The sequence below is a fragment of the Pseudomonas sp. McL0111 genome (assembly GCF_052567255.1).
The window spans coordinates 584,544-598,862 of the sequence record NZ_CP199585.1 but is presented as its reverse complement, the minus strand read 5'-3'; the positions used below and the strand labels follow the sequence as shown (position 1 = coordinate 598,862).

The window sequence follows — 14,319 nt, the reverse complement described above, 5'->3', positions numbered from 1 at the left end:
CGTCGCATGGGTTGTACACAGCCAATAAGAATCAATACCATTGGCGTCCCTTTGCCATCAGGTAGCTTTGCCATGTTGCTGCACATCCCCAGCTTGTTCGCGAAAGAAGAAGTGCAGCGCATTCGCGAGGCTCTGGAGCAAGCGGATTGGGCCGATGGCAAGATCACCGCCGGCTATCAATCGGCGAAGGCCAAGCACAATCTGCAACTGCCTGAAGGCCATCCGCTGGCCAAGGAGATCGGCGCAGCGATGCTTGAGCGACTGTGGAAAAATCCACAGTTCATGTCCGCCGCGCTTCCGCACAAAGTGTTTCCTCCGTTAGTGAACTGTTACACGGCGGGTGGCAGCTTCGATTTCCACATCGACAACGCCGTGCGCCAGCCCAAGGGCAGCATCGAACGAGTGCGCACCGATCTGTCGGCCACGCTGTTTTTCAGCGAGCCCGAGGACTACGACGGTGGCGAACTGGAAATTCAGGACACCTTCGGCACCCAACGAGTGAAACTGCCTGCCGGCGACATGGTTCTATATCCCGGCACCAGTCTGCACAAGGTCAATGCGGTCACCCGTGGCGCGCGATATGCGTCGTTCTTCTGGACGCAAAGTCTGGTGCGCGAAGACAGTCAGCGAGCGCTGCTGTTCGAGATGGATGGGGCGATCCAGCAACTGACCCAGGACATGCCTGATCATCCGTCGTTGATCCGCCTCACCGGCACTTACCACAACCTGTTGCGTCGCTGGGTCGAGGTCTGAGTGGCGGACTTTCGTTTACGCCGCCAAGAAGTTCTCGATGGCGAACAATTGCGCGCCATGCTCGAAGAAAGCCCGGCTCGTGCCGCGCAGGCGATCCTGCTGGCGGCGGGCGAGGGCGTCGTCGAGGCGCAGGCGTTGCTCGGACAGATTCTTTTGGATGGTCAGGGCATCGCGCAGGATCAACCACTGGCAATGCGCTGGTTCAGCATTGCGGCCGGCCATGGTCACCTGATGGCGCGCAACATGCTCGGGCGTTGCCATGAACATGGCTGGGGTTGCGTGGCGGATGCTGTGGCTGCTGTGCGGCACTATCGAATAGCCGCCGACGTGGGGCTGGATTGGGCGATGTACAACCTGGCCAATTTGCTGGCAACCGGGCGTGGTGTGGAGGTGGATCATGCTCAAGCGATGCGTTTGTATCAACGCGCCGCCGAGGCCGGCCATGCGAAGTCGATGAATCTGCTCGGGCGTTATTGTGAGGAAGGGCAGATTTGCCCACCGGACCCATTAGCGGCACGCGACTGGTATCGGCGTTCGGCCGAGGGTGGAGATTTTCGCGGGCAATTCAGTTATGCCGCGGTGTTGGCGCAGGAGGGGCGAATCGACGCAGCACTGCAATGGCTGAGTAAAGCATTGGACGGTGGCAACCTGCGGTTTCTGCGAATCAGCTGTGAGTCGTTGATGGCTTCAGCGCATCCGCAGATTCGACTCATGGCGGAGGCTTACAGCCAACGGGCGGAGCTACTGGGCGGCGGCGGGAGTGCCCTTCAATTGCAATGAAGGGCACGCACCTTGATCAACCGCGCAGCCAGCGACCCTGGAGTTGATGCATGTAGTCACGCAGTGCCTGGCTCTGTTCGAGCATCAGTTCGCCGCGGGTGGAAAGTTCGTCGTTGGCCGACGGCGTAATGGCGCCGAGAAAGGCAGACAGCGCATCCGTCAGTTTGTTGGTTTCACTGACATAAGCCTCTCGGTGCGGAAGTACTTTCTGTGTGTCATTTAGCTGATGGGACTTGTCTTCGTTTTCACGAATCTGTTTTGCCAGCGACATCACTCGCTCCTCACGTTGCACAAGGCGCGTCTGTATGATTTTTCGCGCACTGATCAAATCTTTGTATTTGATCAGTTCGTTAGCTTCATCCAGAAACTTGTTGGCGACAACCAGACCAGCTTCCAGCGCAGCGGCTTCAGGTGTTTTCGGCTTATTGCCGATCAATGCCTTGAGTTGCTCGAACAGGGGTTTGATTCGATCGATGAAGGTCAGCTTTTCAAATTCGGTGATCGCCAGATTCAGCACGGCCTCATCGCCTTTCAATTCATCCAGCGGGATTTTCTCGGCGCTGTATTCCCTGTCCAGATTGACTTTGGCAGCAGCCAATTCTTCGAGCCTGAACCGGTTGTTGCTGATGGTGATGCTCTGCACATCGAACACCCTGTTTTTCAGTGCTGAGTGCAGAGTGGAAATTTGCCCGGTGCACAACTTGATCAATTGTGTGACGACTTGCGAGTAAAGCTCGCGGGCGTTTTTGGTCTGATCGCTCGGCTCTTCTCGCTTGATGTCGGCCAGCGCTTTCAGGTTCTCGCTCAGATCGTCTGTGTCCAACGCCGTAATTGCAGAGGTAATGGCGTTGGCGGCCGCTTGGTCAAGTTCATTGACTGCCGCATTCAGGCTGATGAGTTCATCGCCCAGGGCCTTGATGTAAATATTGGCGGAGCCAGTGATTGCCTGATAACGAATGGCCTCGCGGCTTTCTCGAACACGGCCAAGGTCGGGGAGAACGTAAGTAGCGTCTTTCATGTTTAGTTATTCCGTATGAGGTAGAAGTTAGTCGAATGCGCGGATAAGCGTGTTTGAATTGTTTTGAACTGTTTTCCAGTTTTTTAGAACGATCTTTAAACTCGAAACAAAACTCCGGAGCGTGAGGAAATCATTCATGCCCTCTACTTTGTTTTTAGAAGCGTTAATGTAGTCGGTGATGGATATCCACAAGGTCTCTAAATGCGAAGTGCTTTGGATTGCCCCCTCAATGTAAATCGACATGCTACCCAAGCCTGCTTGAAACTCCATAAGGCTGCCGGCGAGAATGCTTTTTTGTTTGACTTGCTCCGTCAATACATCTCGTTGGGTGATCAGAGGACGTAAGTGTATGGCCTGCTGAATCTCGAGATATTTGTACCAAACCTCGCGGCCGACGCTGTTGCCGTGACCAACTATAAAGCCGAGAATGTGATCAAAAAAATCAGGTTCGGTCTCTTTGGTTTTTTCGTTTATCTGTTGCTGCGCCTGGTCAATGGCGGCGTTAAGCTCGGTGACTTGCCGGTTGGTTTGTTCGCTGTTGGCGAGATTCAACTTTTCGCCAATGCCGATGGCAACTTTATCGTTAAGTTCGGATTTGAAGAATTTAAGGCGCTCGCTCACATCCAGGCTGCTGAGTTTTTTCTCATTAATCGAACTGGCAATAAATACTAGTGACTCATTGATCGAACCGAACCGGCTTTTCTCGGCCTTGCCCATTTCCAGAGGTGGAAGGCTATTGATTTCCTCTTCCGTCAGCGTGTCGATAGTGCTCAGGTAATTCACATAACCCGGCATGGTCTCGATAGCATCGATGATGTCCTGGCCAAAGCTCTCCAGATCTTCCGAGAAGGTCGCCAGGCTGCCAGCGACGCGTTTCATCGAATACTCGATATCGTTCCAGGAGTTGGCGTTATTAATGATCGTGTGATTAAGAGTCACCACGTCGATCAATTCCAGTCCTGCTATACCGGTGTGCGATGTTTTTAATTGTTTCTCTACTTCTTCAACCGTGCGAGGCAATGCTTTCGCTGCCGAAATGTAATTTTTGATCCTGCGGATGTCGTCTTTAGTGACCAGTGGGGTTGGACTTGATTGCACCTTTGAATTCCTTTTGTGGTGAATTTGAGTCCTCAGACTAATCTCGCTTTCGGTGTTTCGTATATTGAATGTGTGTGACTTATTGTTGGTGAGTTAGGAGTTTGCTGTCTTGAGATTTAATATTTATTAGCTTGTGCTAACTGCAGTGGTGGAAATAGGTTTGTTCGGCGCAGAAGCTTGGAATTGTTGGAGCATATCAGTGGCTGCTGTAATAAATAATTAGTATTTATTTCCAAAAAAGACAAGGAGTCTGTAATGGAATTGAAGATGAATGACAAGGTGGTCGAGGCCGCCGCCAAAGCCCCCATGATTTTTGTAAGTGCATCGATGGGTGAAGGTGACGGATACAATCGGGAGACCGGTATACAACTGACCAAGGAGCAAATCATCAGTCTGAGGAGGTATGAAACTCTGGGGCTGTCCCTTCCTACCCAACTGAATGATGTAATTGCCTATCTGAATTATGGTTCCGGTGATGATGGTGGCGTGGGGCGTACTGCCCGCGACTTTTTACGCACGTTTACCGTCACTTACCAACATGCCCGGCGCTGGTCACCTTTGCGTGAAAAGGTCATGTTGACAGGAACCGATCTGAAGATCTTCGCCGGGAGCATTATCAGGACCGGAACAGCAATTGTAGAAGTGTATGACGAACTCAAGTCTTCGAGGTATCTGGAAGAACACAATATTTCTACCGTTGAAGAGTATCTGAAGCTTCAAAGGCAGATCGCTGGGCTGCCTGATCTTGAATTGTCGTCAGATGATGTCACCGATATCAGGGGCTATCTCAATGATCTATTGGCGAAGATCAGGGTTTGTCATCAAAGGGCCGAACAGGTACGCGGGGAGCTGGATCGTTTTGGCATCGATATGCGCGCGAGTGTTCTTCCGGAAATCAAGTTGCGACTGGAATTCGTCTCCAGAAACACCTACGCGGCAGATATAAAGGCGTTGCAAGGCCAGATTGATCAGCGCTCGAGTGAAATTGATACGCTGAATAAACAGTACGAGGCTCTGGTTCAGGAGGCGATCGCTGCTGCGGCGACGCTCAATATCGGCGGATTGATTCTGGGTATCTATCAGGGCGTCAAAGCGGAACAAATACGCCGTGAACGTAACGCGTTGAAGCAACAGCAGCAGGCGGATAATCAAAAGATGGCCAGCAAGAATCAGACGCTGAGTTCGTTGAATAAAATCCGCGATGATCTTCAAAACCTGAGTTATGTGGCGATAGAAGCTGAAGTGGCAACGCAAAATCTGATGCTGGTTTGGAATTCGCTCAGTGATTATGTCGGCGCTTCCGTTGCTGAAGTCGATAACATCGACGAAGCCGTTTCGTTGCGTCGATTCAAGAATCAGATAATGAATATTATCGGGCCGTGGGAACAAATAAAATCCAGCGCCGATCAGTTGCTCGCTGTGTTTGCCGAGGCTGATAAAGACTACGAAAATAGTAATTTGGAAATTCGGAGCAGGTCGCTAATGAAACGTCTGTTGGCCAATTCTGCTGAGCCAGTGTTCAACATGGCCAAGCTGCGTAACTCTAACGCTTCTGTGCAGAAGCTGAATGTTTCCGCGCAAATGCTATTTGAACAATTTGATTATATGCCTGGCACCGTCGGGGCCATGAACAGTATGGCGCTTGCTGTGAACAAGGCGACCTTTGACTTGCGCGATCAGGCCCAGAAAACCAGTATCAATATGATGCAGGTCGAAAGGAAGCTGAGGTCCTATCAGACGGAACTGGATTTTCCGGAGGACGCGGATGAAGTTCGCGAAGATATGGAAAAAGAACTCAAAGCATTTTCCGCTAAAGTATTTGAACAGACTCACGACTTTAAAAGTGTTGTTGGCAGTGTTGGTGTTGCCTACGACAAAAAAGCCTCTGCCGAGTGGATCGTAAATCTGAAAGGTAATCAGGCCGTTACTGAAAGCCTCAAGATAAAATCCGAAGAGAAACTGGCAGTACTCGTTGGAGAGATGAAGTCCGTCACGGAAGCGATTGATCTGATCAGCAAGGCTGGCATTGAGAAGATCGGCGAGGAAGCCAGGTTGTCGCTTGAAAGTCTTAAGGCGTTGGGCCTGGCACCTCCACAGGTTCAAATCGCTTTGTTGGCGATTGATACGCTGAAAAAGTTGATTTCCGGTATTGGCGAGGCCATCTCTTTCCTGAATATGCTGGCTGCGCATCGCCGACTCAGCGAAAAGGCGGCTGAATTACGTGCTGAGTCGCAAAAATACGCCAAGGATCTTACTCGGATTGTTGGGCGGATTGAGTTAGTCAATACGTTGGACATGCTGGATGGGGAACGCTCCAGTTACGTGACCGAGTTCGAAAACCTGATTGGTGACTTTGGTGTTTTTTCTCGTGATTTTTCCCAGGACACTTCGATAGCGGTGGAAGAGCGGGCGACCTCGGCAATTGCGAAAATTGCCGATGTCGTTAAGTTTCTGAAATCCATTTCTCAATAATAAGGAGATGAGGAGGCGGGATATTCCCCGCCTCCTGCATGGAGAGTATGAATTAATGAACTATGAATTTTCTACGCAACAACGACGCGTACTGGATCGATATAGTCGTTGGCTCTATACATTGGTTCCCATCTACAACAGTACTTCGCTGATATTTGATGCTCGTGGACAAATGGGGCATCGGCGTGCAGAGCTGTCTTGGGACACCCGACTGAATCGTGTCGGTTTTTATGAACAATATCTACAAGGGCACTGGGCGCGAGTTGAGCAGATAAGGGAGTTGGTCAATCGACACGTTAATGAGTTAGAGATATTCGGTCGAGAATCTTTGGAGATAACGCAGAGGACATCCAGAAGCGAGCCCGTCAATAAAATAGATGTGAGAAGTTACCGCCTCTATCACTCGATGAATTGGGGGCCGTTTCCCCCCACGAGCGCCAGATCATTGGTGCACGAGTTAGGTAATCGTTTTTGGAGTCTAAACGGCGTGATTACGTCGCTCGGCGGAATAATTGACACGTTGGGTGAAGCCTCATTCGGATTGAACGCAGCTTTCATCAAAATAATGGGTTGGCAGTCGTGTGCGTGTCACACGCAACCGACTGTTGCGCAAGAGTTGTTCAGGAAAACCATCACGGTGCCTATTTGGGACCTTGCCTACTCTTCTTCAGACCCTTCGATCAGGGTCAAAGAGTACCAGGCCGATATTGCGAAGCTCTTTACTGATTTTGTACTGCTGAATACTCAAATGGGGGTATTCGTCAGGGAGATTTCGCTGCGTATATCAACGTTGAACACCGATCTCACGCAAACGGCAAATATGGCCACCATGGGAATGCTGAACTTCAAGATTGAATCTGCACAGGCGGATGCCAAGCAGCTTCTACAGATGTTGAATCACTTTGAGGCCTGGCTAAGAAAATAAAAAAGGTCCCGTTCAAGGGACCTTTTTACTTGTGAAGCTGCTTAGACGTAAAACGATTTCAGCGGCGGGAAGCCATTGAATTCAACGGCGCTGTAACTGGTGGTGTACGCACCGGTCGACAGCCAGTACAGACGATCACCGATGGCCAGGTTCAGTGGCAGACCGTACTTGTAGTTCTCGTACATGATGTCGGCGCTGTCGCAGGTCGGGCCGGCGATTACCACTTCTTCCATCTCGCCTTTCTTCTCGGTCCAGATCGGGAACTTGATCGCTTCGTCCATGGTTTCGATCAGGCCGGAGAACTTGCCCACATCGGTGTAAACCCAACGCTCGACGGCGGTGCGCGATTTACGTGCAACCAGCACCACTTCGCTGACCAGAATGCCGGCGTTGGCGATCAGCGAACGGCCCGGTTCCAGAATGATTTCCGGCAGGTCATCACCGAAGTCTTCCTTGAGGAAGCGGATGATTTCTTCGGCGTAGGTTTCCAGGCTGTTGGTACGGGTGATGTAGTTGGCCGGGAAGCCACCGCCCATGTTAATCAGCTTCAGGTGGATGCCGTCTTCTTCTTTCAAACGCTCGAAGATCACTTTGACCTTGGCGATGGCCGCGTCCCAGACGCTGATGTCGCGCTGCTGCGAGCCAACGTGGAACGAGATGCCGTACGGCACCAGACCCAGGTCACGAGCGAGGATCAGCAGATCCATGGCCATGTCGGTCTGGCAGCCGAATTTGCGCGACAGTGGCCAGTCCGCGGTGGTCGAGCCTTCGGTGAGGATACGCACGTAGATTTTCGAGCCCGGCGCAGCCTTGGCGATGTTGCGCAGGTCGGCTTCGGAGTCGGTGGAGAACAGACGCACGCCCTTCTCGTAGAAGTAGCGGATGTCCTTGGATTTCTTGATGGTGTTGCCGTAGCTGATGCGATCGGCGCTGACGCCGCGATCCATCACCTTGTCCAGCTCATAGATAGAGGCGATGTCGAAGCTCGACCCCTTATCCTTGAGCAGGTCGATGATCTCGACAGCCGGGTTGGCCTTGACTGCGTAGTAAACCTTGGCGAATTCGAAACCGGCACGCAGGTCATCGTAGGCCTGGCTGATCATCGCGGTGTCGATCACCACGAACGGGGTTTCCTGTTTGTCGGCGAACGCCTTCATTTTGTCAAAAGTGGCGCGCGCGAAATAGTCTTCGACATTGATCGACATGCTGGAGTGCTCCTATGGGCAAACGGGTAAAAACAATGGGTGCAAATGAACGTCCTCCGTATCCCCACTTTGGTTCGCCTACTTCCCAAGGCATGTCGCCGAAAGCAAAAAGGCCATGGGAGCTTGCCCTTGGCCTTGCTGTCTCGTCGTCAGTACTTGAGCCGGATGGATCGTTTCCAGCATGGACGTTCGGCGCGAACTTTAGGGCGTGAGTGGCCTGAGATCAACTAAAAATGTCGCGTTTTTGCACATCTCTGACGTGCGTCACTTGCATCACTCTTTGTAGCCGACCGAGATGACGGACAGATGTTCCCGAAGAATTTCGAAGTGTTAAAAATACCTGCACGTTCGACGCAGTTGTGCGCTTTATTGTAGGTAAGTGCGATAACTGCAACATCGGCGACGATGGCTGCGAGAAGGGAGTCAGAGAGGGGTTTTGCTTGTTTGGAAGGGGGTTCTTCAAGTGTCGTGTGATCGGCACGTGTTGAGATTCTTTGCCGCCTTGCCAATGACTTTAAATCTCCACGGAACCTGTGGGAGCCAGCCTGCTGGCGATGACAATTTCATCATCAAAACAGTATTGACTGACATTGCCCAATCGCTAGCAGGCTAGCTCCCACAGGGTTTTGTGTTTTTATCGGGTAATCAGGCGACCACGGCCTCAGCCGGGGAGACGATGTTGGTCTTCATCCCGCGCGAACGACCCGAACTCAAGTAAGCCGCAATCGACTCCTGTGTCACCTCACCGAGGAACACCCGCTCGGCATCCATCACCGGCAGCCACGCCCGATTGAACTCATACATGCGCGACAGCAGGATGCGCAGATGCTCGTCATATGCAGCCGTAGCGTTGAACTCACGCAGATACTGCGCGCAGGTACCGGTCTGACGATGCAGGTCGCGACGTCGGACATAGCCCAGCGCTTTGTTCTCACCATCAGTGACCACCACATAGCGACGGTCATGCTCATCCATCAACTCCAGCGCATCGGCTACCGGGGTTTCCGGGCTGACCGATGGCGCGTTGTCCGCTGCATCTTCAGCCTTCACCAACAGCAGGCGTTTGAGCGTGCTGTCCTGGCCGACGAAGTTGCTGACAAAGTCGTCCGCCGGATGCGCCAGCAACGTATCCGGGTGGTCGATCTGCAACAGCTTGCCGGCGCGGAAGATCGCGATCTTGTCGCCCAGTTTGATTGCCTCGTCGATGTCGTGGCTGACCATGATCACAGTCTTGTTCAGCGCCCGTTGCATCTCGAAGAACTCGTTCTGAATCATCTCGCGGTTGATCGGGTCGACCGCGCCGAACGGCTCATCCATTAATAGCAGCGGCGCATCTGCGGCCAATGCGCGGATTACGCCGATACGCTGTTGCTGGCCACCAGACAGTTCTCGCGGATAACGATGCAGATACTGCTTGGGCTCAAGTTTGATCATGCTCATCAGTTCGCGAGCGCGGTCATGGCATTTCTGTTTGTCCCAGCCGAGCAGTTTCGGCACGACGACGATGTTCTCTTCGATGGTCATGTTCGGGAACAGGCCGATCTGCTGAATCACATAGCCGATGTTGCGGCGAAGGGTCACTTCGTCGAGATCGGTGGTGTCTTCGCCGTTGATCAGGATCTTGCCTGAGGTCGGTTTGATCAAGCGGTTGATCATCTTCAGCGTGGTGCTTTTGCCGCAGCCCGATGGCCCGAGGAACACGCAGATTTCGCCTTCATTGACGGTCAGGCTTACCGAGTCCACGGCTTTGACATCTTTGCCGTTGCTTTGGAAGGTCTTGCTGAGGTTTTGAAGTTCGATCATTTCAGGAGTCCTTTTGGAGTCAACGAGCGTTGCAGCCACTGCAAAAACAAGTCGGCGAAAATCGCCAGAAGACTGACCAGCAGCGCGCCGACGATGAGCATCGACATGTCACTGCGGCTGATGGAAGCGAGGATCAACACACCAAGGCCACCGGCGCCGATGGTTGCGGCGATGGTCATTACGCCGATGTTCATCACCACGGCGGTGCGCACGCCTGCGAGGATCACCGGTACCGCAATCGGCAACTCGACCATGCGCAGGCGCTGGCCGAAGGTCATGCCGATACCGCGTGCGGCTTCACGGATACCCGGTTCGACGCCGGTGAGGGCGAGGTAGGTGTTGCGCATGATCGGCAGCAGCGAATAGAGAAACACCGCCGTGATCGCCGGCATCGGGCCTAGGCCCTGGCCGAATTTCGAGTAGAACGGCAGCAGCAGGCCGAACAGCGCAATCGACGGCACGGTCAGCAGCACTGTGGCGCTGGCCTGCAACGGGCCGGCAAGGCTCGGGAAGCGCGTCATCAGAATGCCCAGCGGCACACCGAAGAGAATCGCCAGACTGACGGCGATGCCGACCAGCGTGATGTGCTGCCAGGTCAGGTGCATCACCTGCTGCCAGTCGAGATGGGAAAAGGCGTTCAAGAATTCCATGACTTCTCCTCTCTTAATTCAGCGGATGCTGACGCAGGAAATCAGCGGCAACCGACGATGGACTTTCATGATCGACATCGACCCGCGCGTTCAGTTGGCGCATGGTTTCGTCGTCGAACAATTCGGCCAGTGGCTTGAGTTGCTCAGCCAGTTTCGGGTGAGCGTCGAGGTAGGCCTGACGCACCACGGGTGCGGCGGTGTAGTCGGGGAAGTAGTGCTTGTCGTCTTCCAGCAGCTTCAGGCCGAAAGCGTTCAAGCGACCATCGGTGGTGTAGACCAGACCGGCAAACACCTGACCATTACGCAGCGCGGTGTAAACCAGCCCCGCGTCCATCTGCCGGATGTTTTCGCGGCCCAGGTTCATGTCATACAACTTGACCATGCCGAGCAGGCCGTCGGAGCGATTGGCGAACTCGGTGTCCAGCGCCACCAAGTGATTCGTCTTGGCTTCGTCGCGCAGCACCTTGTTCAGATCGCTGATGCTGTTGATCTGCGGGTATTCCTCGGCGACGTTTTTCGGCAGGGCGAGGGCGTAGGTGTTGCTGAATTTCGACGGGGTCAGCCAGATCAGGCCTTTTTTCGCGTCGAGTTCTTTTACTCGGGCGTAGGACTGTTCGCTGTCGAGTTTTTCAGTGACATGGTTGTAGGCCACCAGCGATACGCCGGTGTATTCCCAGAGCATGTCGAGTTGTCCGCTTTCGTGGGCGCTGCGGGCCAGATTGCTGCCCAGACCACCGGTAACCTGTGCGTCGTAGCCTTTGCTGCGCAGGTATTGCGAAGTGATTTCCGCGAGCAGGGTCTGTTCGGTGAACACCCGGGCGCCGATGCGGATAAGCGGTTTTTCAGCGGCTTGTGCGATTCCTGCGAACAGCAGGACGCAGCCTAAGATCAAGCTAAGTCGTTTCATGAAAATTCCTTTGCCGAGGCTTAAGACGGGCGCAAGCCGCGTTCGAGCCAGAGACGGCTGGCGAGTGTCACCAGTGCGTCGAGCAACAAGGCCAGCAGCGCGGTGCACGCGGCGCCGAGCAGCAGTTGCGGCTGATTGTTCAGGGCAATCCCGGGGAATATCAGGCTGCCAAGGCTGTTGGCGCCGATCAGGAACGCCAGCGGCGCTGTCCCGACGTTGATCGCCAGTGCCACACGCACGCCACCGACAATGATCGGCACTGCGTTGGGCAATTCGACTTTCCACAGCACCTGACGCGGCGTCATGCCGATCCCGACCGCTGCTTCTTTCAGCGAGCCTTGAACGTTTTTCAGACCTTCGTAGGTGTTGCGCACAATCGGCAGCAGGGAGGCGAGGAACAACGCGAAGATCGCAGGGCCACTGCCGATCCCGAGGATACCGAGGGCGATGGCCAGTACGGCGAGGGGCGGCACAGTGTTGCCGATGTTGAAGATCTGCATGAAGCGTTCGGCGCGGCCGACCATGGTCGGGCGGCTGAGGAAGATGCCGGCGGGGATGCCCACGACAAGGGCAGCGAGCATTGAAGCAAGGACGAGAATCAGATGAGCTTGCAGGTAAAACAACAAATCGTCGCGGTAGTGTTCGATCGTGTTGATGCCGATCCAGTGGACCAGCAGGGCCAGGAGCGCGATCACCACCGCACCTCCAATCAGCCCTTTGCCATAGCGGATAGCCACAGGCGGACTCCTTTTTTATAGTCGGCGAACGCCGTCCCGTGTGGCATGCCATGCCTGGCTGCCGGGAAAGTCGTTCGCGAGAAGCAGCTGCTTTTCAGTCCGGCAAAAGCGGTCTGAAAGCGAGCCATGAGCGCAGCCTCGTCAGGCTAACTTGCTGATTTTTCAGCCCCTGACGAAATGTCGTAACAGGGGATGGACGTCTCCGTGCTTTAAAAGGTTCCCATCTGAGGCAGCATTTGGCCACCCTTAATGTGCTCAACGGTTCGGTTATTGCACTGAGTTGGGCTATAATCGCGGCCCTTTTTTGAATCACCGCCAGGCGATTTCCCATGACCAGACAGGCCGCCGAAGTCGCGAAACGCCGCACTTTCGCCATTATTTCCCACCCCGATGCCGGTAAAACCACCATCACCGAAAAGCTCCTGTTGATGGGCAAGGCGATTGCAGTGGCCGGCACGGTGAAATCGCGTAAGTCCGATCGCCATGCGACATCCGACTGGATGGAGATGGAGAAACAGCGTGGTATTTCCATTACCACGTCGGTCATGCAGTTCCCGTATCGCGACCACATGATCAACCTGCTCGACACCCCGGGCCACGAAGACTTCTCCGAAGATACCTACCGCACCCTGACGGCGGTCGACTCGGCATTGATGGTTCTCGACGGCGGTAAGGGTGTAGAGCCACGTACCATTGCGCTGATGGACGTCTGCCGTCTGCGTGACACGCCGATTGTCAGCTTCATCAACAAACTCGACCGTGACATTCGCGACCCGATCGAGCTGCTCGACGAAATCGAAGCCGTTCTGAAGATCAAGGCTGCGCCGATCACCTGGCCGATCGGTTGCTACCGCGACTTCAAAGGCGTGTATCACCTCGCCGACGACTACATCATTGTCTACACCGCCGGTCACGGTCACGAACGCACCGAAACCAAGATCATCGAGAAGCTCGATTCCGACGAAGCCCGCGCCCACCTCGGTGATGAGTACGATCGCTTCGTCGATCAGCTGGAACTGGTGCAGGGCGCCTGCCACGAGTTCAACCAGCAGGAGTTCCTCGACGGCCAACTGACCCCGGTGTTCTTCGGTACCGCACTGGGCAACTTCGGTGTCGATCACGTGCTTGATGCCGTGGTGGACTGGGCACCGCGTCCGCTGGCCCGTGTGGCCAACGAGCGCACCGTCGAGCCGATTGAAGAGAAGTTCTCGGGCTTCATCTTCAAGATCCAGGCGAACATGGACCCGAAACACCGCGACCGCATCGCCTTCATGCGTATCTGCTCCGGCAAGTACGAGAAAGGCATGAAGATGCGCCATGTGCGCACCGGCAAGGATGTGCGCATCGGCGACGCCCTGACGTTCTTCTCCTCCGAGCGTGAGCAGCTTGAAGAAGCGTTTGCCGGCGACATCATCGGTCTGCACAACCACGGCACGATCCAGATTGGCGACACCTTCACCGAAGGCGAAGCCCTGGGTTTCACCGGTATCCCGCACTTCGCCCCGGAACTGTTCCGCCGCGTACGTCTGCGCGATCCGCTGAAATCCAAGCAACTGCGTCAGGGCCTGCAACAGTTGGCCGAAGAAGGCGCGACGCAGGTGTTCTTCCCGGAGCGCAGCAACGACATCATCCTCGGCGCCGTTGGTGTGCTGCAGTTCGATGTGGTCGCCAGCCGCTTGAAAGAGGAATACAAGGTCGAGTGCTCCTACGAGCCGATCACCGTTTATTCCGCGCGCTGGATCGAATGCGGTGACAAGAAGAAACTCGAAGAATTTTCCAACAAGGCTGTGGAAAACCTCGCGATCGACGGCGGCGGTCACCTGACCTACCTCGCCCCGACGCGGGTCAACCTGGCACTGATGGAAGAGCGCTGGCCGGACGTGAAATTCCGTGCGACGCGTGAGCATCACTAAGCGCTGAACGGTTCCGCCAAAAGCCCTCGATGCGAAAGCCTCGGGGGCTTTTTATTGC

General features: G+C 54.4%; 12 protein-coding genes. 5 read left to right on the top strand and 7 right to left on the bottom strand.

Annotated features, from left to right (window positions below; genetic code table 11):
* Nucleotides 1-72 precede the first annotated feature (72 nt).
* The gene (locus tag ACTWLJ_RS02870; protein WP_445179798.1) at nt 73-753 is read left to right on the top strand and encodes a Fe2+-dependent dioxygenase; all 681 of its coding nucleotides are present in this window, start codon (nt 73-75) and stop codon (nt 751-753) included.
* Nucleotides 754-1,533, top strand: coding sequence for a tetratricopeptide repeat protein (locus tag ACTWLJ_RS02865; protein WP_445179797.1), 780 nt, complete (start codon nt 754-756; stop codon nt 1,531-1,533).
* Between the two features lie 16 nt (nt 1,534-1,549).
* Here the strand turns inward: ACTWLJ_RS02865 and ACTWLJ_RS02860 are convergent, their stop codons facing one another.
* Both ACTWLJ_RS02860 and ACTWLJ_RS02855 read right to left on the bottom strand, forming a co-directional pair.
* Nucleotides 1,550-2,551 (bottom strand): alpha-xenorhabdolysin family binary toxin subunit B, encoded by a 1,002-nt coding sequence (locus ACTWLJ_RS02860; protein ID WP_445179796.1) that lies wholly within the window; start codon nt 2,549-2,551, stop codon nt 1,550-1,552.
* Between the two features lie 27 nt (nt 2,552-2,578).
* The gene (locus tag ACTWLJ_RS02855; RefSeq protein ID WP_445179795.1) at nt 2,579-3,649 is read right to left on the bottom strand and encodes an alpha-xenorhabdolysin family binary toxin subunit A; all 1,071 of its coding nucleotides are present in this window, start codon (nt 3,647-3,649) and stop codon (nt 2,579-2,581) included.
* 255 nt (nt 3,650-3,904) lie between these two features.
* Here ACTWLJ_RS02855 and ACTWLJ_RS02850 point away from each other — a divergent pair, with 255 nt between their 5' ends.
* Both ACTWLJ_RS02850 and ACTWLJ_RS02845 read left to right on the top strand, forming a co-directional pair.
* Nucleotides 3,905-6,121 carry an alpha-xenorhabdolysin family binary toxin subunit A gene (locus tag ACTWLJ_RS02850; RefSeq protein ID WP_445179794.1) on the top strand — a complete coding sequence of 739 codons (2,217 nt, stop codon included), beginning with the start codon at nt 3,905-3,907 and terminating at the stop codon, nt 6,119-6,121.
* 55 nt (nt 6,122-6,176) lie between these two features.
* On the top strand, nt 6,177-7,046 hold the full coding sequence (locus ACTWLJ_RS02845; protein ID WP_445179793.1) for a hypothetical protein: 870 nt from the start codon (nt 6,177-6,179) through the stop codon (nt 7,044-7,046).
* 41 nt (nt 7,047-7,087) lie between these two features.
* Here the strand turns inward: ACTWLJ_RS02845 and ACTWLJ_RS02840 are convergent, their stop codons facing one another.
* From ACTWLJ_RS02840 to ACTWLJ_RS02820, 5 genes are all read right to left on the bottom strand, one after another.
* Nucleotides 7,088-8,251, bottom strand: coding sequence for a type III PLP-dependent enzyme (locus ACTWLJ_RS02840; protein ID WP_078731537.1), 1,164 nt, complete (start codon nt 8,249-8,251; stop codon nt 7,088-7,090).
* 645 nt (nt 8,252-8,896) lie between these two features.
* A complete protein-coding gene (locus tag ACTWLJ_RS02835) occupies nt 8,897-10,054 on the bottom strand; it encodes an osmoprotectant ABC transporter ATP-binding protein OsmV (protein WP_401217449.1) in 1,158 nt (385 codons plus the stop codon).
* On the bottom strand, nt 10,051-10,704 hold the full coding sequence (locus ACTWLJ_RS02830; protein WP_401217451.1) for an ABC transporter permease: 654 nt from the start codon (nt 10,702-10,704) through the stop codon (nt 10,051-10,053). Before ACTWLJ_RS02830 ends, ACTWLJ_RS02835 begins: the two co-directional genes overlap by 4 nt.
* Nucleotides 10,705-10,717: 13 nt before the next feature.
* Complete coding sequence (locus ACTWLJ_RS02825) at nt 10,718-11,611, bottom strand: glycine betaine ABC transporter substrate-binding protein (RefSeq protein ID WP_445179792.1); 894 nt, start codon at nt 11,609-11,611, stop codon at nt 10,718-10,720.
* A 20-nt stretch (nt 11,612-11,631) separates the two neighbouring features.
* A complete protein-coding gene (locus tag ACTWLJ_RS02820; protein ID WP_401217456.1) occupies nt 11,632-12,348 on the bottom strand; it encodes an ABC transporter permease in 717 nt (238 codons plus the stop codon).
* A gap of 329 nt (nt 12,349-12,677) precedes the next feature.
* Between ACTWLJ_RS02820 and ACTWLJ_RS02815 the strand changes: the two genes are divergently transcribed.
* A complete protein-coding gene (locus tag ACTWLJ_RS02815) occupies nt 12,678-14,261 on the top strand; it encodes a peptide chain release factor 3 (protein ID WP_401217459.1) in 1,584 nt (527 codons plus the stop codon).
* The last annotated feature ends 58 nt before the right edge of the window (nt 14,262-14,319 follow it).

Bases quoted from the DNA above. Each gene is read 5' to 3' on its own strand.
- ACTWLJ_RS02870 (WP_445179798.1), top strand. From the start codon at position 73: ATGTTGCTGCACATCCCCAGCTTGTTCGCGAAAGAAGAAGTGCAGCGC.
- ACTWLJ_RS02860 (WP_445179796.1), bottom strand. From the start codon at position 2,551: ATGAAAGACGCTACTTACGTTCTCCCCGACCTTGGCCGTGTTCGAGAA.
- ACTWLJ_RS02850 (WP_445179794.1), top strand. From the start codon at position 3,905: ATGGAATTGAAGATGAATGACAAGGTGGTCGAGGCCGCCGCCAAAGCC.
- ACTWLJ_RS02845 (WP_445179793.1), top strand. From the start codon at position 6,177: ATGAACTATGAATTTTCTACGCAACAACGACGCGTACTGGATCGATAT.
- ACTWLJ_RS02840 (WP_078731537.1), bottom strand. From the start codon at position 8,251: ATGTCGATCAATGTCGAAGACTATTTCGCGCGCGCCACTTTTGACAAA.
- ACTWLJ_RS02835 (WP_401217449.1), bottom strand. From the start codon at position 10,054: ATGATCGAACTTCAAAACCTCAGCAAGACCTTCCAAAGCAACGGCAAA.
- ACTWLJ_RS02830 (WP_401217451.1), bottom strand. From the start codon at position 10,704: ATGGAATTCTTGAACGCCTTTTCCCATCTCGACTGGCAGCAGGTGATG.
- ACTWLJ_RS02825 (WP_445179792.1), bottom strand. From the start codon at position 11,611: ATGAAACGACTTAGCTTGATCTTAGGCTGCGTCCTGCTGTTCGCAGGA.
- ACTWLJ_RS02815 (WP_401217459.1), top strand. From the start codon at position 12,678: ATGACCAGACAGGCCGCCGAAGTCGCGAAACGCCGCACTTTCGCCATT.